This window comes from Belnapia arida (assembly GCF_016773205.1).
GTDB classification, from domain to species: Bacteria; Pseudomonadota; Alphaproteobacteria; order Acetobacterales; family Acetobacteraceae; genus Belnapia; species Belnapia arida.
The window spans coordinates 191374-217101 of the sequence record NZ_JAETWB010000007.1 but is presented as its reverse complement, the minus strand read 5'-3'; the positions used below and the strand labels follow the sequence as shown (position 1 = coordinate 217101).

General features: G+C 71.2%; 26 protein-coding genes. 17 read left to right on the top strand and 9 right to left on the bottom strand.

Annotated features, from left to right (window positions below; genetic code table 11):
- Window positions 1-9: 9 nt before the first annotated feature.
- Genes JMJ56_RS16770 through JMJ56_RS16760 form a run of 3 tightly spaced genes read right to left on the bottom strand, consistent with a single transcriptional unit; the run spans window position 10 to window position 4613 of the window.
- Window positions 10-1632, bottom strand: a complete 1623-nt coding sequence (locus JMJ56_RS16770) for a hydantoinase B/oxoprolinase family protein (protein WP_202832906.1) — start codon at window positions 1630-1632, stop codon at window positions 10-12.
- The gene (locus tag JMJ56_RS16765) at window positions 1629-3656 is read right to left on the bottom strand and encodes a hydantoinase/oxoprolinase family protein (RefSeq protein WP_202832905.1); all 2028 of its coding nucleotides are present in this window, start codon (window positions 3654-3656) and stop codon (window positions 1629-1631) included. The genes JMJ56_RS16770 and JMJ56_RS16765 overlap by 4 nt, the downstream gene beginning before the upstream one ends.
- A gap of 3 nt (window positions 3657-3659) precedes the next feature.
- Window positions 3660-4613 (bottom strand): Bug family tripartite tricarboxylate transporter substrate binding protein, encoded by a 954-nt coding sequence (locus JMJ56_RS16760; RefSeq protein WP_202832904.1) that lies wholly within the window; start codon window positions 4611-4613, stop codon window positions 3660-3662.
- A gap of 192 nt (window positions 4614-4805) precedes the next feature.
- Here JMJ56_RS16760 and JMJ56_RS16755 point away from each other — a divergent pair, with 192 nt between their 5' ends.
- Window positions 4806-6404 carry an ABC transporter substrate-binding protein gene (locus tag JMJ56_RS16755; RefSeq protein ID WP_202832903.1) on the top strand — a complete coding sequence of 533 codons (1599 nt, stop codon included), beginning with the start codon at window positions 4806-4808 and terminating at the stop codon, window positions 6402-6404.
- Between the two features lie 4 nt (window positions 6405-6408).
- Window positions 6409-8094 carry a N,N-dimethylformamidase beta subunit family domain-containing protein gene (locus JMJ56_RS16750; protein ID WP_202832902.1) on the top strand — a complete coding sequence of 562 codons (1686 nt, stop codon included), beginning with the start codon at window positions 6409-6411 and terminating at the stop codon, window positions 8092-8094.
- A gap of 89 nt (window positions 8095-8183) precedes the next feature.
- On the opposite strand, the gene JMJ56_RS16745 is transcribed toward JMJ56_RS16750, so the two are convergent.
- Entirely contained in the window at window positions 8184-10352 is a 2169-nt protein-coding gene (locus JMJ56_RS16745; protein WP_202832901.1) for a TonB-dependent siderophore receptor, read from the bottom strand.
- Window positions 10353-10561: 209 nt separating this feature from the next.
- On the opposite strand from JMJ56_RS16745, the gene JMJ56_RS16740 reads away from it, so the two are divergent.
- The 6 genes from JMJ56_RS16740 to JMJ56_RS16715 all read left to right on the top strand — a co-directional run bounded on the left by JMJ56_RS16740 (window position 10562) and on the right by JMJ56_RS16715 (window position 14993).
- Window positions 10562-10984, top strand: coding sequence for an RbsD/FucU family protein (locus JMJ56_RS16740; RefSeq protein ID WP_202832900.1), 423 nt, complete (start codon window positions 10562-10564; stop codon window positions 10982-10984).
- Window positions 10981-11961 (top strand): aldo/keto reductase, encoded by a 981-nt coding sequence (locus JMJ56_RS16735; RefSeq protein WP_202832899.1) that lies wholly within the window; start codon window positions 10981-10983, stop codon window positions 11959-11961. Before JMJ56_RS16740 ends, JMJ56_RS16735 begins: the two co-directional genes overlap by 4 nt.
- Window positions 11958-12767, top strand: a complete 810-nt coding sequence (locus JMJ56_RS16730; RefSeq protein WP_202832898.1) for an amidohydrolase family protein — start codon at window positions 11958-11960, stop codon at window positions 12765-12767. Before JMJ56_RS16735 ends, JMJ56_RS16730 begins: the two co-directional genes overlap by 4 nt.
- Before the next feature lie 70 nt (window positions 12768-12837).
- Entirely contained in the window at window positions 12838-13725 is an 888-nt protein-coding gene (locus JMJ56_RS16725) for a TauD/TfdA dioxygenase family protein (protein WP_202832897.1), read from the top strand.
- Entirely contained in the window at window positions 13722-14558 is an 837-nt protein-coding gene (locus tag JMJ56_RS16720) for an AraC family transcriptional regulator (RefSeq protein WP_202832930.1), read from the top strand. The genes JMJ56_RS16725 and JMJ56_RS16720 overlap by 4 nt, the downstream gene beginning before the upstream one ends.
- Before the next feature lie 24 nt (window positions 14559-14582).
- Window positions 14583-14993, top strand: a complete 411-nt coding sequence (locus JMJ56_RS16715) for a DUF2000 family protein (protein WP_202832896.1) — start codon at window positions 14583-14585, stop codon at window positions 14991-14993.
- Between the two features lie 6 nt (window positions 14994-14999).
- On the opposite strand, the gene JMJ56_RS16710 is transcribed toward JMJ56_RS16715, so the two are convergent.
- Both JMJ56_RS16710 and JMJ56_RS16705 read right to left on the bottom strand, forming a co-directional pair.
- Window positions 15000-15518: a hypothetical protein gene (locus tag JMJ56_RS16710; RefSeq protein WP_202832895.1), complete on the bottom strand. Its 519-nt coding sequence runs from the start codon at window positions 15516-15518 to the stop codon at window positions 15000-15002.
- 147 nt (window positions 15519-15665) lie between these two features.
- A complete protein-coding gene (locus JMJ56_RS16705) occupies window positions 15666-16331 on the bottom strand; it encodes a cytochrome b/b6 domain-containing protein (RefSeq protein ID WP_202832894.1) in 666 nt (221 codons plus the stop codon).
- A 65-nt stretch (window positions 16332-16396) separates the two neighbouring features.
- On the opposite strand from JMJ56_RS16705, the gene JMJ56_RS16700 reads away from it, so the two are divergent.
- On the top strand, window positions 16397-17173 hold the full coding sequence (locus JMJ56_RS16700) for a hypothetical protein (RefSeq protein WP_202832893.1): 777 nt from the start codon (window positions 16397-16399) through the stop codon (window positions 17171-17173).
- A gap of 45 nt (window positions 17174-17218) precedes the next feature.
- Window positions 17219-18250: a LysM peptidoglycan-binding domain-containing protein gene (locus JMJ56_RS16695; protein WP_202832892.1), complete on the top strand. Its 1032-nt coding sequence runs from the start codon at window positions 17219-17221 to the stop codon at window positions 18248-18250.
- Here the strand turns inward: JMJ56_RS16695 and JMJ56_RS16690 are convergent.
- Window positions 18193-18618 carry a hypothetical protein gene (locus tag JMJ56_RS16690; protein WP_144404404.1) on the bottom strand — a complete coding sequence of 142 codons (426 nt, stop codon included), beginning with the start codon at window positions 18616-18618 and terminating at the stop codon, window positions 18193-18195. The genes JMJ56_RS16695 and JMJ56_RS16690 overlap by 58 nt on opposite strands.
- 46 nt (window positions 18619-18664) lie before the next feature.
- On the opposite strand from JMJ56_RS16690, the gene JMJ56_RS16685 reads away from it, so the two are divergent.
- The 6 genes from JMJ56_RS16685 (at window position 18665) to JMJ56_RS16660 (ending at window position 24139) form a co-directional block, all read left to right on the top strand.
- Window positions 18665-19354 carry a phosphatidylserine decarboxylase gene (locus tag JMJ56_RS16685; protein ID WP_202832891.1) on the top strand — a complete coding sequence of 230 codons (690 nt, stop codon included), beginning with the start codon at window positions 18665-18667 and terminating at the stop codon, window positions 19352-19354.
- Window positions 19351-20235: a CDP-alcohol phosphatidyltransferase family protein gene (locus JMJ56_RS16680; RefSeq protein WP_328702406.1), complete on the top strand. Its 885-nt coding sequence runs from the start codon at window positions 19351-19353 to the stop codon at window positions 20233-20235. Before JMJ56_RS16685 ends, JMJ56_RS16680 begins: the two co-directional genes overlap by 4 nt.
- A 110-nt stretch (window positions 20236-20345) precedes the next feature.
- Window positions 20346-21611 (top strand): LLM class flavin-dependent oxidoreductase, encoded by a 1266-nt coding sequence (locus JMJ56_RS16675; protein ID WP_202832890.1) that lies wholly within the window; start codon window positions 20346-20348, stop codon window positions 21609-21611.
- Window positions 21612-21621: 10 nt separating this feature from the next.
- A complete protein-coding gene (locus JMJ56_RS16670; RefSeq protein WP_202832889.1) occupies window positions 21622-22404 on the top strand; it encodes an alpha/beta fold hydrolase in 783 nt (260 codons plus the stop codon).
- A gap of 5 nt (window positions 22405-22409) precedes the next feature.
- Window positions 22410-23366, top strand: a complete 957-nt coding sequence (locus tag JMJ56_RS16665) for an alpha/beta hydrolase (RefSeq protein WP_202832888.1) — start codon at window positions 22410-22412, stop codon at window positions 23364-23366.
- Entirely contained in the window at window positions 23363-24139 is a 777-nt protein-coding gene (locus JMJ56_RS16660) for an SDR family NAD(P)-dependent oxidoreductase (RefSeq protein WP_328702405.1), read from the top strand. Before JMJ56_RS16665 ends, JMJ56_RS16660 begins: the two co-directional genes overlap by 4 nt.
- Here the strand turns inward: JMJ56_RS16660 and JMJ56_RS16655 are convergent.
- Window positions 24124-24639, bottom strand: a complete 516-nt coding sequence (locus tag JMJ56_RS16655; RefSeq protein WP_202832887.1) for a TVP38/TMEM64 family protein — start codon at window positions 24637-24639, stop codon at window positions 24124-24126. The genes JMJ56_RS16660 and JMJ56_RS16655 overlap by 16 nt on opposite strands.
- 192 nt (window positions 24640-24831) lie before the next feature.
- Window positions 24832-24969 (bottom strand): hypothetical protein, encoded by a 138-nt coding sequence (locus tag JMJ56_RS16650; RefSeq protein ID WP_202832886.1) that lies wholly within the window; start codon window positions 24967-24969, stop codon window positions 24832-24834.
- A gap of 384 nt (window positions 24970-25353) precedes the next feature.
- Between JMJ56_RS16650 and JMJ56_RS16645 the strand changes: the two genes are divergently transcribed.
- Window positions 25354-25728 (top strand): hypothetical protein, encoded by a 375-nt coding sequence (locus tag JMJ56_RS16645; RefSeq protein WP_202832885.1) that lies wholly within the window; start codon window positions 25354-25356, stop codon window positions 25726-25728.

Below are 25728 nucleotides of genomic sequence, written 5' to 3'. Positions count from 1 at the left end.
TCCGCCCGGCTATCCGGCCGCCGGGGGCTTGGCGACAAGCCCCGCTTCGACGTCCCGCTCCGCCGCTGCCGAACTCCGCTCCTCCGGCGGCCCATAGCCGCCGCCGCCCGGCATCTCCACCACCAGCCGCCCGCCGGCCGGGATCACCTGGAAGCCCTTGCCCTTCAGCACGGTGCCATCGGCCAGCGACAGCCGCCCCGCCGCGCCCGGCTCCCCGCCCTCGCGCCCGCGTGCCGGGAAGTGCACCCGCTCGAATGTGGCGAAGATGCCGAAGGGCGCGCCATGCCGATGCTCCACCTCCATCACCTGGCCGAGCCCGCCGCGCTGCCGCCCGGCGCCGCCGCTGTCCGGCCGCAGCTCCTTGGTCCAGACCACCACCGGCGCGATGGTCTCGGTGATCTCCACCGGCACGTTGCGGACGCCGGAGGGGAAGGGCGTGGCCGAGAGCCCGTCCTGCCGCGGCCGCGCGCCCGCGCCGCCGGAATGGAAGGTCGTCACCATGAAGGGCTGCCCGGTCGGGCCGGTGATGCCATGCCCGGCGCCGAGCTTGAGGTTCCACAGGTTGCTCGTTCCCTCCGCCGGCACCCGGCCGGGGATGCACTGGTGCAGCGCGCCATAAACCACGTCGGGCAGCATGTGGCCGATGGTGGAGCGCGCATTCACCGCTGCCGGATGCAGCGCGTTGACGATTGTCCCCTCCGGCGCCGTTACCCGCACCGCGTCCAGCGTCCCGGCATTGTTGGGAATGGTGGGCGCGACGATGCACTTCACCCCGAAGGCGGTGTAGGCCTCGGTGTAGCAGATCGGGCAGTTGATGCCGTAGGCCGAGGCGCCGGAGGTGCCGGCATAGTCGACCGTCACATGGTCGCCCGCGATGGTGACGCGGGCGCGCAGGTCGATCGGCGCGTCATAGCCGTCGATGCGCATGTGCCCGTCCCAGCTGCCCTGCGGCAGGGCGCGGATCGCCGCCTCCATCCCAGCCCGCGACCGCTCGATGATATGCGCGCCCAGCTCGTCGAGATCGGCGATGCCGTGCTCGGCCATCATGGCGGAGAGTCGTCGCTCGCCGATCAGGTTGCAGGCGACGAGGGCATGGATGTCGCCCTCCACCTGCACCGCCTCGCGGACATTGGCGCGGACCATGCGCAAGAGGCTCTCGTCCCACACGCCCTGACGCACCAGCGGCAGCAGCGGGATGAACAGCCCCTCGTGATAGACCTGCCGCCCGTCCGGCGACTGCCCGAGCCCGCCGATATCGACCACATGCGTGGTGCAGGAGAAGAGCGCGACCAGCCTACCGTTATGGAAGGCGGGCGAGGTGATGACGATGTCGTAGAGGTGGCCGGTGCCCTTCCACGGGTCGTTGGTGATGAAATGGTCGCCCGGCCTCATCGTCTCGACGGGGAATTCGCGGAGGAAGTGGACGACGCTGCGGGCCATGGAGTTCACATGGCCGGGCGTGCCGGTGACGGCCTGGGCGAGCATCCGCCCCTCCAGGTCGAAGACGCCGGCCGAGATGTCGCCCGCCTCCCGCGCGCTGGTCGAGAAGGCGGTGCGCACCAGGGCACGGGCCTGCTCCTCGACGACCGAGAGCAGGCGGTTCCACATCACCTGGAGGCGGATGTCCTTCATGGCGCGATCTCCAGCACGAGCTGCCCGAGGGCGTTGACGCGGGCGGTGACGCCGCGCGGCACCACGGTGGTGGTGGCATCCTCGACGACCAGCGCCGGGCCGTCGATCGCCATGCCGGGCGAGAGCGCCGCCCGCTCATGCAGCGCCGCCTCCTCCCGCAGCCCCGTCGCCGGGTCGAGCACCATCCGCCAGGCGGCGGGCGCCGGGGCCGCGCGCGGCCCCGGGTCGGCGGCGGGCGAGGGCAGGGGGCGGCGGGTGGCCAGCGCCAGGGTCCAGGTCAGCGCCTCCACCTCCAGCCGGGGGATGGTGCGGCCGAAGAGCGCGGCGTATGCGGCATCGAACCCCGCCCGCAGCGCCGCGGCGTCGAGCGTGTCGATGGGCACCGCGATCTCGTGCCCCTGGCCGCGGTAGCGCATGAAGCCGGTGCGCGTCTCGACCAGCGCCTCCGCCGGCGCGCCGAGGCGCACCACCGCCTCCGCCTCGTCCCGCATGGCGGCGAACAGCGCCTCCAGCGCCGCGGCATCCAGCGCGTCGAGACGCATGTGCCGGGTGCGCACCACTTCATAGGCGATCGGCGCGCGGAGGAAGCCATGGGCCGAGCCGACGCCGGCGCCGACCGGCACCACGACCCGCGCCATGCCGAGCTTCCGCGCCAGCCGCGCCGCATGCAGCGGCGCCGCGCCGCCGAAGGCGATCAGCGTGCGCTCGGCGGTATCCTTGCCGTTCTCCACCGCATGGACGCGGGCGGCGCTCGCCATGGTCTCGTCGACGATCTCGGCGACGCCGGCGGCGGCATTCTCGCCGAGCCCGGCGAGCGTCGCCGCGGCGCGGTCGAGATGCAGCGGGATGCTGCCGCCGGCGAAGCGCGCCGGATCGAGGCGGCCGAGCGCCGCATCGGCATCCGTCACCGTCGGCTCCGTGCCGCCATTGCCGTAGCAGGCGGGGCCGGGGACGCTGCCGGCGCTGTCGGGCCCGACCTGGATGCGGCCCAGTGCATCGCGCCGCGCGATGGAGCCGCCGCCGGCGCCGATCTCCACCAACTCGATTACCGGGATGCGCACCGGGATGCCGCTGCCCTGCACGAAGCGATAGGCCCGCGCCACCTCGAACTGGCGGGAGCGCTGCAGCTCCAGCCCATCGAGCAGCGTCAGCTTCGCCGTGGTGCCTCCCATGTCGAAGGCGACTGCGCGGTCGAGCCCGCACTCTGCTGCGACGGCCTGAGCCAGGATGGCGCCGCCGGCCGGCCCGCTCTCGACCAGCCGCACGGGGTAGCGCCGCGCCGTCTCGACGGTGGTGACTCCGCCCGAGGACATCATCAGCAGCAGCGGCGCCGCGACGTCCGCCTCGCGCAACCCGCTCTCCAGCCGGCCGAGATAGCCGGCCATCAGCGGCTGCACATAGGCATTGGCGATGGTGGTGGAGGCGCGCTCGTATTCCCGGATCTCGGGCGCCACCTCGCAGGAAAGCGAAAGGGCGACGCCCGGCAGCGCTTCCGCCAGGATCCCGCCGGCGCGGCGCTCATGCGCCTCATGCGTGAAGCTGTGCAGGAAGCAGACGGCGACGGCCTCGATGCCGTCGCGGCGGAAATCGGCGGCGATGGCGCGCAGCGCCGCCTCGTCGAGCGGCTTCAGCACGGCGCCGTCGGCCGCGACGCGCTCCGGCACGCCGCGCCGCCAGGGCCGCGGCACCAGCGGCTCCGGCCGTTCCATGTGGATGTCGTACTGCTCGAAGCGGTGCTCCCAGGCGATTTCGATGGAATCGCGGAAGCCTTCGGTCGTCACCAGAGCCGTACGGGCGCCCTTGCGCTCGATCAGCGCATTGGTGGCGAGCGTCGTGCCGTGCACGACGAGGCCGAGCTGCGTCGGCTGCCGCCCGGCCAGCGCCAGGATGCGCCGCGTGCCCTCCAGCACCGCCTGCTCGGGCGCGGCGGGGGTGGTGAGCAGCTTGGCGGACCAGTTCCGCCCATCCTCCTCCAGCACCAGGTCGGTGAAGGTGCCGCCGATATCGACCGCCAGTCTGAGCATGGGCTAATCGCCATCCACGCGGATATTGCCGGCCTTGACGACGCGGCCCCAGGTTTCGGTGTCGCGCGCCAGGAAGGCGCGGTACTCGGCGATGGGAAGCGGCGCCGGATGCAGCCCTGCCGCGTCGAATTTGGCGGCGGTTGCCGGGTCGGCCAGCACCTTGCGGATCGCTGCCGAGAGCGTGTCGAGCACCGCCTGCGGCGTGCCGGGCGGCGCGGCCAGGCCGTACCAATTCTCCGCCTCGTAGCCCGGCACCGCCTCGGCCGCGGCCGGCGTCTCCGGCAGCAGCGGCCAGCGCTCGGGCGAGGTGACGGCCATCGCCCGTGCCTGGCCGCCCCTGACAAGCGTCAGCGTGGCCGGATCGCCGAAATAGGCATCGACGATCCCGGCGGCGAGGTCGTTCAGCGCCGGGCCGGTGCCGCGATAGGGGATGTGCACCATGGCGAGGCCGGACATCTGCTTGAACAGCTCCCCGGCCAGATGCTGGCTGGTGCCGATGCCGCCCGAGGCCCAGCGGATCTCGCCGCGGCGGCCGAGCGCCATGAACTCGGCGAGCGTCCTGGCCGGCAGGCTGTTGCGCACGGCGAGGATGAAGGGCATGCGCACCAGCCGCGTGACGTGTGCGAGGCCCATCGCGTCATAGGGCAGGGCGCGGAGGTGCGGCCCCGCCGTCGTCGTGCCCGCGCCGGTGAGGGAGAGGGTATAGCCATCGGCCGGCGCGCGCGACATCGCATCCACGCCGATGACGCCGCCGGCGCCGCCGCGGTTCTCGATGACGATCGTCTCGCCGAGCTCGCGCTGCAGCGGCTCCGCCAGCAGGCGCGCAGTGAGGTCGACGCCGCCGCCGGGCGGGAAGGGGACGATCAGGCGGATCGGCCGCGAGGGATAGCTCTCCGCCCGGGCGGGCCATGCAAGGCCTGCCGCGATGATGGCCCTGCGCCGAACCCCCTGCCGCATCGCGTGCTCCGTCGCTGCCAGACGAAGGCTAGCACAACCCGCGCCGGCGCAAAGCCCGGGGCGTCTGCCCAGGCGATGGGCAATGCGCGTGGACATTGCCGGGCGAATGGGCTGGTGCAATTCAATCACTGGGCCAGCTTGGCCAAGCCGCGATTTATGCCCCACACTCGCCGCGCAAGGCGGAGGTGCATCATGAAGCGTCGCGATCTCATGGCCCTGGCGGCCGGTGCGTCGTCCCTGGCATTGGCGCGGCCTGGCGTGCTGCGCGCGCAGGGGACGCCGGGGGCGACCTCCGTGGTGCGCTTCGTGCCGCAGTCGGACCTGACGCTGCTCGACCCGGTGTTCAACACGGCGCTGGTAACGCGCAACCACGGCATGATGGTCTATGACCAGCTCTACGGCCTCGACGCCAACTACGTCGCACAGCCGCAGCTGGTCGAGGGCCATGTCATCGAGGATGGCGGGCACACCTGGCGCATCACCCTGCGCGAGGGGCCGACCTTCCATGACGGCACGCCGATCCTGGCGCGCGACGCCGTCGCCAGCATCGACCGCTGGACGAAGGCGGACGTGCTCGGCCAGAACATCCGCGCCATCACCGACGAGATGGTGGTCGTCTCCGACCGCGTCTTCCTGGTGAAGCTGAAGAAGCCATTCCCGCTGCTGGCGACCGCGCTGGCCAAGCCCTCCTCCTACTGCCCGGTGATGCAGGAGCGCTTCGCCAAGAACCCGACCTCGACGCAGGTGACGGAGATCGTCGGCAGCGGCCCGTTCCGCTGGGTGGCGAATGAGCGCATGGCCGGCTCGCGCGCGGTCTACGAGCGGTTCGAGGGCTACAAGCCGCGCAACGAGCCGGTGAGCTTCCTCGCCGGCGGCAAGGTCGCCCGGGTCGATCGCGTGGAGTGGCAGACCATCCCCGACGCCGCAACCGCCGGCGCCGCCCTGCAGCGGGGCGAGGTCGACTGGTGGGAGCAGCCGACGGCCGACCTTCTGTCGCTGCTGAGGCGTGCCCGCGGCGTGACCGTCGCAGTGAAGGACAAGGCCGGGCTGATGGGGATGATCCGCCTCAACCACCTGCAGCCGCCCTTCGACAACCCGGCGATCCGCCGCGCTTTCCTGCCTGCCATCAACCAGACCGACTACATGACGGCGGTGATGGGCGACGACCGCTCGCTCTGGAACGACCGCTGCGGCTTTTTCCTGCCGGGGACGCAGCTGGCGACGGAGGCGGGGCTGGACGCGATGGCCGGCGCGCCCGACTACGAGAAGGTCAAGCGCAACCTCCAGGCCGCGGGCTACAAGGGTGAGAAGGTGGTGCTGGCGGTGCCGACCGACCTCGTCGCGCTGAACTCGATGAGCGAGATCGCCGGCGACATGTTCCGCCGCGTCGGCTTCAACCTCGACTACCAGGCCTCGGACTGGGGCTCGGTCGCCTCGCGGGTGATGAACAACCGCGACGGGCTCGACAAGGGCGGCTGGAGCGCCTGGTGCAACTACATCCCCGGCATCATCGCGCTGAACCCGGCGACGCAGTCCTATGTCCGCGGGCCGGGGCGTGCCGGCACCTCCGGCTGGCCCGACCTGCCGAAGATCGAGGCGTTGCGCGAGCAGTTCCTCGCAGCCGACAGCCTGGCCGACCAGAAGCGCCTCACCGAGCAGATCCAGCTCCAGGCCTTCGAGGACGTCCCCTATCTGCCGACCGGCGCCTACACGCCACCCACCGCCTTCCGCAGCAACGTCACCGGCCTGATCGAAGGCTTCCCGCTCTTCTACAACTTGCAGAAGTCCTGACCCGATGCCTCTCTACGACGACCCCACCGCCCGGCCCGACAGCACCGTCAATGTCGGGCCGAAGAAAATCTATCCCACCTCGGGCGACCACCACTGGCAGGAGATGCGGCCCTATGAGGCGCCGCGCAACGACCCGGACTGGCACGAGGTCTACGTCTACACCGACGCCATCTCCTACGCGCCGGGCGAGACCGTGCGGTTCCACGGCAGCACCAATGCCGTGGAGTGGCGGATCGAGGTGGTGCGCGACGGGCTGCACCCCGCCACCGTGCACCGCGAGGACGGGCTGCCGGGCCGGGCGACGCCGATGCCGGAGGGGGCCTATGAGAAGGGCTGCGACTGGCCGGTGCTGCACAGCTGGACGCTGCCCGCCGACCTGCCTTCGGGCTTCTACCTCGTCGAGTCCAGCGTCGCCCGGCATCAGGGCGGCCGCTTCGTGCAGCACCACTTCTTCGTCGTGCGGCCTGCGGTCGGCGCGCATCCGGGGCGGGTGCTGCATCTGCTGCCGACCTGCACCTACACCGCCTACAACGACTGGGGCGGTGCCAACCACTATGGCGGCAGCCACGGCCCGGAGCGCAACGCGATGTCGCCGCTGCTGAGCCTGCAGCGGCCCTGGACCCGCGGCATGGTGAAGCTGCCGGAGAACGCGCCGCGCATCTGCGCGACCACGCCCGAGCCGATGATGCCGCTGCGCTACGACTTCAAGGAATGGTCCTACGCCAACGGCTTCAGCTACTACTACGCGGCGACCGGCTGGGCGCAATACGACCGCCACTTCGCCGGCTGGGCCGAGCGCGAGGGCTATGCGCTCGACACCATCACCCAGACCGACCTGCACCTCCGCCCGGAGCTGCTGGACGGCTATGCCTGCGTCGTCGTCGTCGGCCATGACGAATACTGGACGCGAGAGATGCGCCTCGCGATCGAGAGCTATGTGGACAGGGGCGGCCATTTCGCCCGGTTCGGTGCGAATTTCACCTGGCAGGTCCGGCTGGAGGAGGGGCGGCGCCAGGTCTGCTACAAGAGCAATGCTCACAAGGCGGACCCCATTCGCGCCACCGGCGACGATGCGCGGCTCACCAGCGCCTGGGAGGACCGGCACGTCCGCTGGCCCGGCGCCACCACGGTGGGGGTGAATGGTCTGGGCGGCACCTATGCGAATTGGGGCCGCTTTACCCCACGCGGCAGCCGGGGCTTCACCGTCTACCGGCCGGAGCACTGGGCCTTCGCCGGGACCGATCTCAGCTATGGCGACATCTTCGGCGCCGAGGCGCGTATCTTTGGCTACGAGGTGGATGGGGTCGACTACACCTTCCGCGACGGCCTGCCCTATCCGACGGGGAAGGACGGCACGCCGGACAGCGTTGAGATCCTCGCCATGACACCCGCGGTGATGGGCGAGGCGCCGCTCGAGAGCTACACGCTCCGCGCCTATGTCGGCGCGCATGACTGGTACGAGAAGGCGGAGATGATCCACGGCGTCGCCAATGAGGAGACGCTGGCGAAATCCTATCACGGCTCCGGCATGATGGTGTCCATGCGGCGCGGCAGGGGCGAGGTGCTGACTGCTGCGAGCTGCGAGTGGGTCATGGGGCTCAAGCGGGGCTGCGCCTATACGCAGCAGGTCACCCGCAACGTCCTCGACCGGTTCAGGGCGGCGACGCTGCCGGGCGGGAAGGGAGCATAGACGGGGGCAGCGCATCGCCCCAGGCGGGGCAGGCCAGGCAGTGGCGCCGCGAGCAGGGCATCGACAGCGCCACAGGTGCCGCGGCGCGCTTACCAACGGTAGCTCAGCGTGGCGTAGACCGCGCGGCCCGCACCGTAGCTGCAGGAGTTGTAAGTATAGCAGGCACTGACGGGGTTCTCGTCGGTGAGGTTGACGGCGTTGACCGCCAGCCGCCATTGCCGCCAATCCGCTCGTGCCACCGCATCGAACAGGGTGAAGCTCGGGACGTGGAATTGCGGCGAGCTGGCCGCAGGGGCGCCGTTGCCGAGCGTGTTGCCGATGTAGCGCATGCCGCCGCCGAGGGTGATGCGCAGCTCCTCCGTGATGCCGAAGCTGTAATCCGCCCAGAGCGCGCCGGTATGGGCCGGGATCGCGGCCGGGCGCATGCCGAGATTGCCGGTGGTGGTCTTTGTCACTTCCGGGTCCTGCGCGGTCCAGGCGGCAAGGATGTTGAGCGCCGGGGTCAGGGCGAGGCGCGCCTCCAGCTCCAACCCCCGCACCCGCACCTCGCCTGTCTGGATCGAGAAAGTCGTGTTCGCCGGATCGGCGGTCAGCACGTTCTGCTGCGTCAGCTGGAACAGCGTGGCGGAGTAGAGGCTCGACCGGCCGGGCGGCTGGTATTTGATGCCGGCTTCGAACTGCTCGCCGGTGGTGGGCGCGAAGGTGCCGCTGCCACGGGCCGGCGAGAGCGTGCCGATATTGGGCAGGAAGGAGGTGGCATAGCTGAAATAGGGCGAGAGGCCGAAGTCGAAGGCGTAGAGCAGCGCGGCGCGGCCGGTGAAATGCGCATCCCGCTGGCTGGTATTGGTGCTGGTGCGGTTGTTGCGCGTGGCGGTGTCGGCGAAGTCCTGCCGCCCGGTCAGGGTCAGGTACCAGCGGTCCAGCCGTACCTGATCCTGGAGGTAAAGGCCGGTCTGCTGGATGGTCTGGTTGTTGGAGGCAGTGAGCGGCAGCACCCCCGGCCGGTAGCCGTAGCGCGGGGCGAAGACGTCGAGCGCGCCGGCCGCCGCCGAGTAGGTGCGCGCATGCAGCCCCTGCACGCGGTAGTCCAGGCCGAAGAGCAGCGTGTGTTCCAGCGGGCCGGTGACCACGCGGCCCTCGGCCTGGTTGTCGATGGCGAAGGTTCGGTAGGTCGGGTTCTGGTAGGAGGCGACGCGGGCGATGCTGCGCTGCTGGTTCGCCGGGCTGAAGCCGTTGCCGTAGATGGAGGCGTAATCCAGCTCGTGATAGGTGCCGCGAAGGTTGGAGCGCAGCGTCCAGTCCTGGTTCAGCCTGTGCTCGATCCGCGCCCCGAGGCCGTATTGCGAGCGGTGGTAGCGGTCCCAGCCGGGCTCGCCGGTGGCGCGGTCGCGCGGGATGGTGCCGTTGCGGTTGTACAGCGCGGTGCCGAAGGCGGGCAGCCATTGGCCGGTGATGCCGGCATCGTCCCGCATATAGCTGGCGAGGAGGGTGACGGTGGTGTCGCCCGTCGGCCGCCAGGTCAGGGACGGGGCGAGGTAGATGCGGTTGTCGCGGCCGCCCTCCACATAGGTGTCGGCATCGCGGACCAGGCCGTTGAAGCGCCAGAGCAGGGAGTTGCTCTCGCCGATGGCGCCGCCGACATCGAACATCCCCTGGATGCGGCCGAAGCTGCCGCCCTGGATGGCCATCTGGTTGACCTGGCCGAGATAGGGAGCCTTGCTGACGCTGTTGATGATGCCGCCGAGGTTGCCCTGCCCGTAGAGGCCCGAGTTGGCGCCCCGCAGCAACTCCACGCGCTCCATCCCCCAGGGCTCGATGCGGAAGCTGTGCGCCGTGACCGGCACCGGCACGCGGAGCCCGTCGAGGTAGATATCGGGCGTGAAGCCACGGACCGTGCCGTACTCACCGCGGAAGTCGGAGAGGATGCCCTGGCCGCTCGCGGTGTAGCCCAGCACGTCGCCCAGGTTGCGCGAGTTCTGCAGGTCGATCTGCTCGCGGGTGACGACGGTGACGTTCTGCGGCGTCAGAATCAGCGGCGTGTCGGTTTTGGTGGCGCTGGCACTGCGTTCGGCGGAGATGCCCTGGACGGGCCCCGTCGCGGTCTCCCTCGTGCCCTCGATGCGCAATTCGGGCATGGCCACCACGCCGTCCGGCGCCGGCTGGGGAGTCTGGGCCCGGGCCGCGGGAGCGGCGAGGGCGAGGCTGGTCGCCAGGAGGGAGACCAGCCTGGTGCGGTCAGGCAGGGGGGTAGCGGTCATGGCGGTTCCGACGAAGGCACTCCGAGCAACCCCCGGCGGGCGCCCTGTCTTCGCAATTGCAATTGATTCGCAATATCAGCAAGCCCCTCCATGCGCAGCGATCCGGCTGGCGGAAGCGGCACGCACGCGCGCGTGAGCCGTGGCGTCGGGCCTTGCCGTGACCCCGACCCAGCGGCAGGCTCGCCCACCACGACCAGGGCTGCGCCGCTATGTTGCTGGGCCTCGATCCCTTGCTCACCCCCGACCTGCTGCATGCGCTGGCGAGCGCCGGGCACGGCGACCGCATCGCCATCGTCGATGCCAATTTCCCGGCCGCCGCAAATGCCCGGCGGCTGATCCGCCTGCCTGGTGCCGATGCTGCGGCCGGGCTTCGCGCCATCCTCTCCGTCCTGCCGATCGATGATTTCGAGCCGGACCCGGCCCTGGTGATGGAGGTGGTCGGCGATCCCGCCGCCACGCCGGAGGCCGTCACCGACTTCAGTCGCCTGCTGCGCGGCGCAGGAGCCGTGCCGCCGAGGGCCGTGCCGCGGCACGATTTCTATGCCCTGGCCCGCGAGGCCTTTGCCGTGGTGGCGACGGGGGAGCGGCGGCTCTACGGCAACATCCTCCTCACCAAAGGGGTGGTGCGATGAGCCGCTGGCGGCCGCGGGGCCCGCTCGGCCTGGGCGGGGCGCCGCTCGGCAACCTCTTCGCGCCGATCGCGGAGGAAGTGGCGGAGGCGGCGATCGAGGCGGCCTGGGACGGGGGCATCCGTCTCTACGATACGGCGCCGCTCTATGGGCTGGGACTGTCCGAGCATCGCATGGGGCGGGTGCTGCGGCGGAAGGTGCGGGACGAGTTCACCCTCTGCACCAAGGTCGGGCGATTGCTGGAGGCAGATCCGGCGGCGCCCTACGAGCAGCACGGCTTCTTCGGCGGCCTGCCCTTCCGCGTGCGCTACGACTATTCGGCGGAGGCCACGCTGCGCTCCATCGAGCACAGCCTGGCGCGGCTCGGCCTCGCCCGCCTCGACATGGTGCTGATCCACGACGCGGCGGAGGATCCGCACGGCCCGGCCTGGCCGGAGCGCTTCGCCGAGGCCATGGCCGGCGCCGCGCCGGCGCTGACCCGGCTGCGCGAGCAGGGGGTGATCCGCGCTTGGGGCCTCGGCGTGAACAATGTCGAGCCCTGCCTGCTGGCGCTGGAACATGCCGACCCGGACCTCTTCCTCATCGCCGGCCGCTATACGCTGCTCGACCATGGCGCGCTGGAGCGGCTGATCCCGGCCTGTGCGGCGCGGGGGGCCAGCCTCGTCATCGGCGGTCCCTATAACTCCGGGCTGCTCGCAGGCGGGAATACCTTCAACTACGCCCCCGCCCCGGCGGAGCTGCTGGCGCGGCGGGACAGGCTCGCCGAATTCTGCACGAGGCAGGGCGTGCCGCTGAAGGCCGCCGCGCTGCAATTCTGCGCTGCGCCCAAGGTGGTGGCGGCCGTCATCCCCGGCGGCCGGACGCCTGCGGAGGTAGAGGAGAATGCGCGGCTGATGGCGCACCCGATCCCGCCCGGCTTCTGGGGGGCGCTGCGCGAGGCCGGGTTGATCCCGCCCGGGGCACCGGTACCCGGCGGATGAGGGTCGACGCCCATCACCATGTCTGGCGCGTTGCCCGCGGCGATTATGGCTGGCTGCGGCCGGAGAGCCCGATCTGCCGCGACTACAGCCTCGGCGACCTCCGCCCGCTGCTCGGCGACATCGATGCGACCGTTCTGGTCCAGGCGGCGCCGACCGAGGCGGAGACGCGCTTCATGCTCGACGCCGCACGGGGGTCGGCGGGGATGGTGCGCGGCGTGGTCGGCTGGGTGCCGCTTGAGGAGCCAGAGCGCGTCGCCGCTCTGGCGGCGGAGCCGTTGCTGCGTGGCCTCCGCCCCATGCTGCACGACCTGCCGGAGCCGGACTGGATCCTTCGCCCCGGACTCGGCCCGGCGCTGGAGGAGATGGCGGCGCGCGGCCTCGTCTTCGACGCGCTGGTTCGCCCGGTGCACCTGTCCTCGATCCGGGCGCTGGCGGCGCGGCACCCGCGCCTACGCATCGTGCTCGACCATGGCGGCAAGCCGGAGATCGCGGTGCGGCGGATGGAGCCCTGGGCCGGGGAGGTCGCCGCCCTGGCGCGCTGCCCCAACGTCACCTGCAAGCTATCCGGCTTGGTGACCGAGGCGGCGCCGGGCTGGCAGGCCGTGGACCTGCGCCCCTATGTGGCGCATTTGCTGCGTGCCTTCGGCGCCGGGCGGCTGATGTGGGGCAGCGACTGGCCGGTGGTGGACCTCGCCGGCGGGTATGCGGCTTGGCGCGAGGCGAGCCTCACCCTGCTGGAAGGGCTGACGGAGACGGACCGGGCGCGCATCCTCGGCGGCACGGCGGCGGAGGTCTACCGGCTGTAGCCCTGCGCGACGGGCGGTGTTCACAGCCTCGCCCGGATGGGCCTAACCTGCCGGGAGGGAGGATCAGCCAATGACCGTGCAGCTCACGCCGCTCCATCCGCTCTTCGCCGCCGAGGTCTCGGGCATCGACCTGCGGCAGACTCCGGGGCCCGCGCTCTGCGACGAAATCCACCGGGCGATGGACCGCTACGCCGTCCTCGTCTTCCGCGACCAGCAGCTCGATGACGACCAGCAGATGGCCTTCGGCGAGGCCCTCGGCCCGCTGGAGCAGACGCGGGGCGTGGTCGATGTCCACAAGCAGCGGCTCAAGCACCAGCAGATGGCCGACATCTCGAATATCGATCTCGACGGCAAGCTGCTCGCCGCCGATGACCGGCGGCGGATGTTCAACCTCGGCAACCAGCTCTGGCACAGCGACAGCAGCTTCAAGGCAACGCCGGCCAAGTATTCCATGCTGCACGCCCGCAGCGTCCCGCCCGAGGGCGGCGACACCGAATTCGCCGACATGCGCGCCGCCTGGGACGCACTTCCCGCGAAGATGCAGGCGAAGATCCGCGACATGGTGACGGAGCACAGCCTGATCTTCTCGCGCGGGCAGCTCGGCTTCACCGACTATACCGAGCAGGAGCGGCGCGACTTCGCCCCGGTGCCGCAGCGGCTGGTGCGCTGGCATCCGGGCTCTCAGCGGCACTCGATCTACCTCTCCTCGCATATCGGCCGGATCGTCGGCTGGCCTGTGCCGGAGGCGATGGCACTGATCCGCCAGCTCCTCGAGCATGCGACGCAGCGGCAGTTCGTCTACGCGCATCATTGGCGGCAATGGGACCTGGTGGTCTGGGACAACCGCAGCACCATGCACCGCGCGCGGCCCTACGAGGACCACACCTATCCGCGCGACATGCGCCGCGTCACGCTGACGGATGTCGCGCCGACGCTCGAGCAGCAGATGGCGGCTTGAGCGACCGCATCTCGCTGCGGCACGACGCGGCGACCGGGATCGAGGCGATCGAGGCCCGCTTCGCCGCCCATGCCTACGACCTGCACCGGCATGACGAATGGCTGGTCGGCGTCACCGAGCATGGGGTGCAGGACTTCCATTGCCGCGGGCGGCGGCAGCGGAGCACCTTCGGCCGCGTCATCCTGATCGAGCCGGAGGAGGCCCATGACGGACAGGCGGGGGCGGCGGGCGGCTTCGCCTACCGCATGCTCTACCTGCCCCGGCCCTGGCTGCGGGCGGCCCTCGGCGAACCGGCGGGCAGCGAGCCGGGCTTGGCGGCGACCTTGCAGGACGACCCGCTGCTGGGCGGCGCCATCCGGGCGGCCTGCATCGCCCTCTCCCGCCCGGGCGAGCGGTTGCTGCGGGACGCAGCGCTGGACTCGGTGGTGCGGCGGCTGCGGCCGCATCTCGGCCGGCCGGAGCGGGCGGCACCGGCACGGCGGGACGACCGCCTGGCCCGGCGCGCGCGGGACCGGCTGCGGGACGACCCGGCGGTCGATCCCGGCGCCGATGCCCTGGCGCGGGAGGCGGGGGCGGCGGACCGGTTCCAGCTCGCCCGCGCCTTCCGCGCCGCCTTCGGCACCTCGCCCCATGCCTATCTGATCCAGATCCGGCTGTTGCGGGCGCGGCGGCTGCTGGCCGCGGGGATGCCGCCGGCGCTGGCGGCGGCGGAATGCGGCTTCGCCGACCAGAGCCATCTCGGCCGCCGCTTCCGCCGGGCCTATGGGCTGACGCCCGCCGCCTACCGCACCCTCTGCACGGATGTTCCAGACGCGTGCCGCCGCCCCGGCTGAGATGCCGCCGCTGAGGAGAGCGGCATGGTGTTCGATACGAAGGTGGCCATCCTGGTGCTGGACGGGCTGGCGGTCTGGCAGAAGCTCAACGTCACGGCCTTCCTGGCGACCGGCATCGCCGGCGCGGCGCCCGAAGCGATGGGGGAGCCCTATGAGGATGCGGCGGGGCGCCGGCATGCCCGACTGCTCGGCCAGCCGATGCTAGTTTTCGCGGCCACGCCCGAGATGCTGCAAAGGGCCTGGCGGCAGGGCATCGAGCGGGGACTGACGCGGGCAGCCTATGTGCGGGCGATGTTCTCGACCGGGCATGACGCGGCGAACCGCGAGGCCTTCCGCGCCGAGCCGGCCGATGCCCCCGACCTGGTCGGCCTCGCGCTCCGTGGGCCGAAGCGGGATGTGGACAAGGCGACGAAGGGCGCGACGTTGCACCCCTGAGGCGTGTCAGCGTCGCCGTTCGAGCCGGTCGAATTCCGAGGCGACCATGCCGGCCGCCTCGGCAGTGCGGGGCAGGCGGGGCATGGTGGACAGACGCTGCAAGGTGCCGCCGGGCCTGGCGGTGAAGGCGGCGGTGGCCAGCGCGGCCTCGGCGCTGGCGCGGCTGCCCCCGCGCAGCGCCTCGCTGGCGCGGCGCAGGGCGGCGATGACCACGCCAGGATCGGCATTGGGTGCGATGCCGAGATAGCCGCGCATCTCCCCTCGCGCCGTCTGCAGGCTTTGCAGCACGGCGGGGTTGATCTCCGGCGCGTAGCGCGGGTTGGTGGCGAGCTCGTTGGTGAGGAATTCCAGCTGCTCCGCCGCCACCGCCGCCTCGGCCGGCCGGCCGGCCCAGCGGCCCGTATCGCCGAGGTTGCGCGGGGCATAAAGCGCCGCGCCGCGCACCGGGTCGCCGAAGCCGCCGAGATAATTGGCGCTCGGGTCCTCGGCGCAGCCGGCAAGCGCCAGCAGCAGCGTGAGCATCACGAGGCGCGGAGCCTGCGAAGCGCCACGGCGATGCAAGCGTTCCGGTACCGTTGAAACGCTACGGAGTGCAACCATGCGCGGCATCCTGCTTTGGCTTCTCGGAATTCCCATCCCCATCCTCATCCTGCTCTACCTCTTCAACATCCTCTAGCCGAAGCGGCTGATGCCGAAGACGAGGAGGGCCGCCGCGCCGAGGAGGGCGGCGGCCAGCAGCGGTGAGCCAAGGCGGGGCGGCACCGCATCCGCCGGCAAGGTCTTGTGCCCGGTGACCATCGGCCGCACCAGGTCGTGGCCCTTCAGCAGGGCATAGGCGCCGACCGCCAGCACATGCAGAGAGGCGGCGATGAGGATCAGGTTGAAGATTCGGTGGTGCAGCCCGGTCAGCCAGTCGCTCGTCTTCGAGGCAACGGATTTGGCGAGCGGCCCGTAATCGCCATAGCCGCTGTCGGCGAAGAGGCCTGTCACCGGCTGCGCCAGCAGCAGCGCCAGCAGCACCAGCACCATCCAGCCGCCGGCGGCGTTGTGGCCGATCTCCCGGTCCGGCTCCGGCTTCGGGAATTCGCGCAGGTGGTGGAAGGCGGCAAGGGGCGACTTCAGGAAGCGGAAGAACCGCGCCGTGTCCGAGCCGACGAACCCCCAGGCGAGGCGGAACAGTACCAGCGTCAGCACGGCATAGCCGGACCAGTAATGGGTCTTCATCCAGCCGTTCTGGATGCTGGCGTAGGACAGGCCGATCAGCAGGACGATCGACCAATGGACGAGCCTGATCCAGCCGTCCCAGACCTTGACCTGCCGCATCGGCACTCCGCTCATCCGGCCTCTCCGCCCTGACCGCGGCATCCTAGCAGCGGAAGCGGCGCTCGGGCAGGATGGGCCGGATGAGCATCGAACTTCTTCTCCCCTGGCGAGGCGTCGCGGCGGCGCTGGTGGTGGCCCTGGCCTGGGCCGGGCTGTTCCGGCTGCTGCGGCGGGGCGACCTGGCCGGGCTCGGGGCAGGGATTGGGCTGGCGGTGGGCTGGGCGGTGGCGCTCGGCCTCGTCACCGGCACGCCGCGGCAGTTGCCGGAGCGGTTGCCGGCCCTGGTCATCGGCGGGGCGCTGGTGGGGTTGGTGCTGGCGCTGGCCGGACGGCGTGGCGTGGCGACGGCGCTGCTGGCGGTGCTCGGCCTTGCCGGTGCCGCCTGGTGGCTGGCTGGCGGGCCGCTGACCATGCCCGATCTGCACCGGACGATGGTCGTGCTGCTGGCGCTGGCGGCGCTGGGCGCGGCGGGGCTGCTGGCGCTACGCGGCCCGGTGGGCGCGGCGGCGGCCATGGCGCTGTTGGCGGCCGGGCTCTGGCTCTTCGGCCCGCCGGGGCCCTGGGTGCTGCTGGCGCTGGCCGGCCTGGCGGCGGCACTCGGCGCCCTGCCGGTCGGCGGATGGGGCGTGGCGGCCGCCCTGCCGGTGGCGATCGGCCTTGCTGCCTTGGCGGCCGGGCCGGTGCTGGCGCGCGGCGGTACGGCCGACTGGCTGGTGGCGGCGGCGCCCTTCGCCGCGCTCTGGCTTGGCCCGGCGCTCGGCGGGCGGATCGGTGGCCGGGCGGGCGAGCCGATCGGGTGGGCGCTGGCCGGCCTGCTCCCGCTAATGTTCGTTTGGCTACTGCATCGCAGCCACTGACCCCGTGTGCCCATTGAGTTTATGGTAGTATCCGATGGGCGGATAATGACCGATGCGACCATGGCGCAGGGCATGAAGTGGCTGGGTCTGATCGGGCTGGCGCTGGCTGCGCTGGTGGGTGGCATCCTGTTGCTGCCCGAGGCGCCGCTGCCGGCCGCCCGGCCTGTTGCCCAGGCCCTGCCGGCTCCTGCTGCACTGGCCCCGACCGCGCCGGCACCGCCCGCCACACCGGCACCGGTCCGGCCGAGCTTCGACGTCGCCCGCATCGGCGCCCGCGGCATGCTGGTTTCCGCCGGGCGCGCCATGCCGGGGGCGGAGGTGGTGCTGTCCGATGCCGGGCGGGAGCTTGGCCGCGCCCGGGCCGATGGCCGTGGCGAATGGGTGATCCTGCCGGTCGAGGCGCTGCCGCCGGGCATGCGGGAGCTCTCCCTGACGGCCCGGCTGGCCGGAGGCGAGCCACTCACCTCGGAGGACTCGCTCCTGCTGCTGGTGCCCGAGCCGGCCCAGCCGCAGGCCGCCATGGCGGTGCTGCTGCCGCCGACCAGCGGCAGCGCCGCCTTGCCTCGCCTGTTGCAGGCCCCGGCCGAGGTGGCGCCGGAACGCCAGCGCCTCGGCCTCGATATCGTCGATTACGACGAGCAGGGCGGCATGCGCTTCGCCGGCAGCGCCCCGCCGGGGGCGAAGCTGCGGGTCTATGTCGGCCGCGACCACGCCGGGGATGCGGTGGCGGATGGGGCCGGACGCTGGAGCCTGACGCCGGACCAGCAGCCTGCGGTCGGCCGGCACATGCTGCGGGTGGACCAGCTGGCCGCCGCCGGCTCCGTCGCTGCCCGGATCGAGCTGCCCTTCCAGCGCGAGCTTATCCCAGATGACATGCTGCGTGACGGCAGGCTGATCGTCCAGCCCGGCTACAGCCTCTGGCGCATTGCCCGCCGGGTCTATGGCCGCGGGCCGCGCTACACGGTGATCTACGCCGCCAACCGCGACCAGATCCGCGACCCGCACCGGATCTACCCCGGTCAGTTGTTCGCAGTGCCGGAGAGCGGCACGAGCGCGGAATCCAGTCGGTCCAGATAGGGGTCGAGCTCAAGCGCGAAACGGACCATGGCGGCGACCAGCTCCGTTGCGGTCGGCGGCTCCGACAGTGGCGCCGAAGCTTCCAGCATCACCCGGTGATCCGGCAACAGCCGCGCCTTCCAGCCCGGCGGCAGGCTCCCGGGGAGGGAGGCGATGGCTTCGAAGGCACCGGGCCGGCCCGCCCGCGCCTCGGCGGTGGAGGGCACCCGGGCGGCAAAGGCGGCGAGGTGCACCTCCTCCCGTGTCAGGGCCGCCTCGCAGCGCCGGCCGCGCCAGGCGAAGCGCATGGCAGGGCGCAACCCGGGCGCCCGGGGTTGCAGCGTGCCGTCCCGTTCGACAGCGAAAGGACCGAGGGTGAGGTTTGGCATCCACACAGCTTGCCGGGCGAAGGTGAACGCACCATAAACCCGCACCATGGCGCTCGGACAAAGTTTGCGGCTCGTGCTGGCCCCGCCCCATAGGGCCGGCACCCCCTTCATCGCGATTGGCCTTGCCGTCGCTGTCGTCGGTGGGCTGCTGCTCGGCAGCTGGCTGTTCTGGCTGGGGCTGATCTTCACCCTTTTCTGCCTCTATTTCTTCCGCGACCCGCGCCGCGTGCCGCCGGACCGCGAGGGGCTGGCCATCGCCCCGGCGGACGGGCATGTGGTGAGCGTGATGCCGGCCGTGCCGCCGGCGGAACTCGGCCTCGGCCCGGCGCCGCGCTGGCGGGTGGCGATCTTCCTCTCGGTGATGGATGTGCATGTGAACCGCTCGCCGGTGGCGGGCCGCGTGACGCGCATCGCCTACCGCCCTGGCAAATTCGTCAGCGCCAACCTCGACAAGGCGAGCGAGGACAATGAGCGCAATGCCATCGCGCTGCGCCTGCCGGACGGGCGGGACGTCGCCGTGGTGCAGATCGCCGGGCTGGTGGCGCGGCGCATCCTTTGCGACGTCCGCGAGGGCGAAAGCCTCGACGCCGGCGAGCGCTTCGGCATCATCCGCTTCGGCAGCCGGACGGATCTCTACCTGCCGGAGGGCGTGCGGCCCTTGGTCTCGGTCGGCCAGACGATGATCGGCGGCGAGACGGTGATCGCCGACCTCGTCCCGACGAGGCTGCCGCTGTGAGCGGGACGCGCCTGCGAGGGCGGCTGCGGCGCTTCCGGCCCCGCACCAGGCCGCGCTACAAGGGCCCCTCCTTCAACCGGCTGATTCCGAACATCATGACGATGCTCGGCCTCTGCGCAGGGCTGACCGCCATCCGCTTCGCCTTCGACGCACAGTGGGAGAAGGCGGCGGCGCTGATCGTCGTCTGCGCCGCGATCGACGCGCTGGACGGGCGCCTCGCCCGGCTGCTGAAGGCGACGAGCCGGTTCGGCGCCGAGTTCGACAGCCTCTCCGACTTCCTTTGCTTCGGGGTGGCGCCGGCGCTGATCCTCTTCCTCTGGACGCTGCATGATGCGCGGGGGATCGGCTTCACCCCATGCCTGCTCTTCGCCGTCTGCTCGGCGCTCAGGCTGGCGCGGTTCAATGCCTCTATCGTCGAGGCGCCGGCACTGCCGCTGGCCGGGCCGCCGCCGAAGCCTGCCTATTCGCAGAATTTCTTCACCGGCGTGCCGGCGCCGGCCGGGGCGGGACTGGCGCTCTTCCCGCTCTTCGCCGCGCTGCTCTTCCAGGATTGGGGCTGGGCTGGGCTGGCGGCGGCGGTGCGGCACCCGGCCCTCTCCGGCCTGCTGCTGGTGGTGGTCGGCGGGCTGATGGTTTCGACCCTGCCGACCTGGAGCTTCAAGAATTTCAAGGTGCCGGCGGACTACGTGCTGCCGCTACTGCTCGGCATCGGTGCCTATGTGGCGGTACTGCTGACAGAGCCCTGGGCGGCGCTGGCCACCGGCGGACTGATCTATGGCGGCATGCTGCCCTTTTCCGCCCGCAGCTACCGCCGGCTGAAGCGCGAGGCGGAAGCGATGCTGGAGCCGGTGGTGGTGAGCGGAGGCGAGGAGCGGGCCTGACCGTTTCGCCCGTGTTGCAGCTTCCGGACTTCCCACCCTCTCCGGTAGCAGGCTAGGCTTTTCGGCGAAGAAGGCGGCTCGATCCGCCCGGCGCCTGGAGGAGGCCTGCCATGAAGCTCATGTGGTTCCACCTGATGCCCTATACCGAGCTGCCGGAGGATTTCCGGGAAGCGCACCCCTCGGTCTGGGTCGACATCCACTCCTCGCTCTTCGATCCGAAGCGCGCCCACCGCATGTACAACGACTTCATGGACGAATTGGAGTATGCCGCCGATTGCGGCTACGACGCGATCTGCGTCAACGAGCACCACTCGAACGGCTACGGGCTGATGCCGAGCCCCAACCTCATCGCCTCGGCGCTGGCGCGGCGCACCAGCCAGGTGCCGATCTGCGTGATGGGCAACAGCCTCGCCCTCTACAATCCGCCGACCCGCGTGGCCGAGGAATTCGCCATGCTGGACGTGATCTCGGGCGGGCGGCTGATCGCCGGCTTTCCCGTCGGCACGCCGATGGACACCTGCTTCGCCTATGGCCAGAACCCGTCCATGCTGCGGGAGCGCTACCTTGAGGCGCATGACCTGGTCATTAAGGCCTGGACGGAGCGCGACACCTTCGCCTTCAACGGCCGCTTCAACCAGCAGCGCTACGTGAACATCTGGCCGCGCCCGGTGCAGCAGCCGCATCCGCCGATCTGGATCCCGGGCGGCGGCTCGGTCGAGACTTGGCAGTGGTGCGCCGAGATGGACTACGTCTACTGCTACCTGTCCTACTACGGCTACAAGGCCGGCAAGGCGACGATGGACGGGTTCTGGGCGGAGATGGACCGCCTCGGCAAGGACCGGAACCCCTATCGCGCCGGCTTCGCCCAGGTTGTCGCCGTGGCCGAGAGCCGGCAGCAGGCGATCGACCTCTACACCGAGCCGGCCGAGTATTTCTTCAATCGCTGCCTCCATGTCGACCCGCGCTTCGCCTCGCCCGCCGGCTACAGCACGGAGGCAACGCAGCGCGCCGGGCTCGAGAGCATGGTGAAGAAGGCGGCGAATGCGCAGACGCTGATTACCGGCGACAAGACCAACCGCGGCATGACCATGGCCGACTTCGTCGACCGTGGCTATGTCGTCATCGGCTCGCCCGACGAGGTGGTGGAGCAGCTCAACGCGCTGGCCGATGACCTCAATGTCGGCCACCTGATGCTGCTGATGCAGTTCGGCAGCATGGGCAAGGAGCTGACGCAGTACAACACGAAGCTCTTCGCCGAGAAGGTCATGCCGCGGATGCGGCCGCGCTTCGCCGAATGGGAAGACCGCTGGTGGCCGAAGCCGATGGCCGAGGACGAGCGTGCGACCATCCCTGCCTTCCGCCAGGCGGCCGAGTAGGGGCGTGGGGATGAGCGGGCCCGAGCTCTCCACCGTCGACATCAACGGCTTCCCGACGCGCATCTGGCGGAAGGGAAGCGGCGCGCCGCTCGGCTTCCTCGCCGGCTTCGGCGGGCTGCCGCGCTGGGTTCCCTTCCTCGACCGGCTGGCCGAGCACCGCACCGTCATCGTCCCCTCGCTGCCCGGTTTTCCGGGCGGCGATCGCGGGCATAGCGTGCTCGACAGCCATCTCGACTGGGTGCTGGCGGTGCGGCAGACGCTGCTCGCCGCCGGGCTGGAGGGGGCGGACCTCGCCGGCAGCTCGGTCGGCGCCTCCTTCGCGGCGGAGATGGCGGCGATCTGGCCGGGCTCCGTCCGCCGGCTGGCGCTCTCCGCACCCTTCGGCTTGTTCGACGAGAGCGACCCGCCGACCGACGCCTGGGCGCAGCGCGCCGACCGAGTCGCCGGGTTGATGTGCGCCGACCCGGAAAAATGGACCGCGCTGAAGGCGATGCCGGAGGGCGCCAATTCGGTCGAGTGGCCGATCGAGCAGACCCGCGCCACGGAGGCCGCGGCACGCATCTTTTGGCCGCTCGGCAATACGCGGCTGGAGCGGCGCCTATCGCTGATCACGGCGCCGACGCTCATCCTTTGGGGCGAGCAGGACCGCATCATGCCGTCGCGCTATGCCGGGCGCATCGCGGCCCGGCTTGCAGACCCCAAGGAGATCCGCATGATCCCCGGCGCGGGACATCTCGCCGAACTCGACCAGCCGGACGAGGTCGCTTCCGCAATCCTTTCCTGGACAGGCTGAACCCCATGCCCATCGACCCCGGCGCACAGCGCGTCCTCGACCTGATCCGCGAGATGGGCCGACCGCCCATCCACACGCTGAACCCGGAGGAGGCCCGCGTCGCCTCGGCCAAGTCCCGCAGCGTGCTGCAGCCGGAGCCGGAGGCGGTGGCGGAGGTCGAGGACCTCAACTGCCCCGGCCCAGCCGGCCCGATCAAGCTGCGCCGCTACCGCGCGGCGGGGATCGCAGCCGAGGAGGTTCTTCCCTGCCTGCTCTTCCTCCACGGCGGCGGCTGGGTGATCGGCGACCTCGACAGCCATGACCAGCCCTGCCGCCTGCTGGCCAATGCGGCGCGCTGCTGCGTTATCGCCGTCGATTACCGGATGGGGCCGGAGCACCCCTACCCGGCGGCGGTGGAGGACAGCGCGGCGGCGCTGCGCTGGGTGGTGGAGAATGCCGCGACGCTCCGCATCGACTCGGCCCGGATGGCGGTCGGCGGCGACAGCGCCGGCGGCAACCTCGCCGCCGTGCTGGCGATCATGGGACGCGACGGCACGGTGCCGGCGGTCGGCTATCAGCTGCTGCTCTACCCGGCGACCGACATGGCGGCGCATCGTCCGGCTTATGAGCGCTTCACCGAGGGGTTGATCCTTACCAGCGAGACCATGCGCTGGTTCATCGGCCATTACGTGCCGGAGCCGGAGCGGCGTTTCGAGTGGCAGGCCTCGCCGCTGCGCGCCAACAGCCTGGCCGGCACGCCGCCCGCCTTCGTCATGACGGCCGGCTACGATCCGCTGGTCGATGAGGGCGCGGCCTATGCGCGGCGGCTGGAGGAGGATGGCGTGCGCGTCACCTACCTGCACGTCGCCGACCAGATTCATGCCTTCCTCACCATGGGCAAGTTCATCCCCGCCTCGGCGCTGGTGCTGCGGCAGGCTGCGCTGTCGCTGGCGCATCACTGGGCCGAGGAGACAGCGCTGTGAGCGGGACGAAGGGAATGCTCGACGGCAAGTCGGCGCTGGTGACGGGCGCCGGCTCCGGCATCGGCCGGGCGACGGCGCTGGCCTTCGCCCGTGAGGGTGCCTGGGTGGCCGCCGCCGACCAGACGCTGGAGGCGGCGCAGAAGACCGTCGCCGCCATCGAGGCGCAAGGCGGCCAGGCGGTTGCCATCGCCTGCGACGTGACCGACGAGGAGCAGGTGCAGGCGATGGTCGCCGCGGCCGTCGCCGCCTTCGGTGGACTCGACTGTGCCTTCAACAATGCCGGCATCGCGCCGCACCAGGTGAATGCGACCGGCGTGCTTGCCGCCGATCTGGCCGAGGCCTCCTGGCAGCGGCTGCTGGATGTAAACCTCACCGGCGTCTGGCGCTGCCTCCGCCATGAGGTGGCGCAGATGCGCAAGCAGGGCGGCGGCGCCATCGTCAACACCGCCTCCGTCGCCGGGCTGCGCGGCTTGCCGGGGGCGGCGGGCTATGTCGTCGGCAAGCATGGCGTGGTGGGGCTGACCAAGGCGGCGGCCGTCGACCATGCGGCGGAGAACATCCGCATCAACGCCGTCTGCCCCGGCTATATCGAGACGCCGATGACCGAGGAGTCGAAGCGCCGACGCGGCGATGCGATCATCGCACGCACCGCGCTCGGCCGCTTCGGCATGCCGGAGGAGATCGCCGAGGCGGTGGTCTGGCTCTGCTCGGAGCGGGCGAGCTTCGTCACCGGCTCCAACTGGACGGTGGACGGGGGCTACTCCGCCCTCTGAAACCGGTTCTTCAGCGGGATGGCGGCCAGCGACAGCGCCGCCAGCCCGCATAAGGCGCCGAGCACCTGCGGCGTCAGGATCGAGCGCAGCTCGAGCGGCCCGCCGCTATCCAGCACCGAGCCGAGCCCCGCACCCGACAGCGCGAAGACCGCCGTCGCCGGCAGAATGCCGAGGCAGGTTGTCACCGCGTAGACCGGCAGCCGCACCCCGACAAAGGCGGGCACCAGGTTGACGAGGAAGAAGGGGAAAAGCGGCACCAGCCGCAGCACCAGCAGGTAGGACCAGGCATTGCGGCGGATGCCCTCGGCCAGCCGCCGCCCCCGCTCGCCGAAGCGGTCGAGCGCCCCCTTGCCGAAGATCGCCCGGGCAAAGAGGAAGACCAGCACCGCCCCCGCTGTCGCCCCTGCGACCGCCAGGAGCGTTCCCGCCACGGCGCCGAAGAGGAAGCCGCCCGCCAGCGTCAGGATGACAGCGCCCGGGATGGAGAAGGCGACCGCCACGGTATACAGCCCGATATAGGCCAGCGCCGCGCCGAGTTGATGCCCGGCGACCCAGCCGGTGAGTTCCGCCCTGTGGCTGCGCAGCGTCTCGAGCGAGAGCAGCCCGCCAAGCCCGGAGAAGCGCAGCCCGAGAATGAGCGCGACCGCCGCCAGCGCCAGCCAGAGCCTGCGGTCGCGCAGCCAGCCGATGGCCTAGAGTTCCAGCCCGGCGAGGAGGAAGAGGCCGAACAGCACCGCGATCACCGTCAGGCTGCCGAGGGTATAGCGCAGCGCGCTGGTCTTGCTGGTCTCGCCGTAGCGGCTGGTGGTGTGGACAGGCTCGATGATCATCGGCGGAACCCTCGGTGAATGCGGAGGTGGGCCGGAACCGGCCAGCGGCCACCCTGGCTAGTGAACGCTGCCTCCTATATTACTCATGGCTGCAAAGAGCCATAAATTTTCCCGCATTCAGTTCAGCGTTCCGACCGGAAATTCAGCGCATCTTTGCTAAGAAGGTGTAAAGGCCGTTCGACGTAAGGTTGCGGTAGCAGATTCGGCCATACATCATGTCGGTGGTTCGCAGAGGGCAATTCGACCGTGGAGCGTGAAGTCGCCAAGGTAGCTGCTGCCTGCGATCTGAGGGCGTTCCGCTACATTCCTTTTCCGGCAGTCGAGTTCGATCCGATTCCGATCCTTCAGGAGGTGGAACCCGAGCCAGAGCCGGAGCCCGTAGTCGTGCAGGCCGAGCCGGTGCCGCCCGCCATCCCGGCGCCGGTGCCCGAGCCGGTCCTGGCCGCCACCGCACCACCCCTTCCGCCGCCGGTCGTGCGGATGCCCGAGCCCGTGGCCATCGCCCTGCGGCCGCCGCCGGCCGAGCGCGCGCCCGAGCCGCCTGCCGCCCCGGAAGGGCGGCGCTACCGCATGCTGGAGGAACTTGCCCCCGCACCGGAGCCCGAGCCCGTCCCGCCGACGCTCCATCCCGCCGGCCGGCTGACGCCGCGCCCCGCCATGCCGGCGCTGCCCGGCGGCGCGGCCGCGCGCCCACCCTCGCCTCCCCCGCATTCACCCAGGCCGCGCGGCACCACGCCGCGGCGCGCCTGGCCTGGCTGA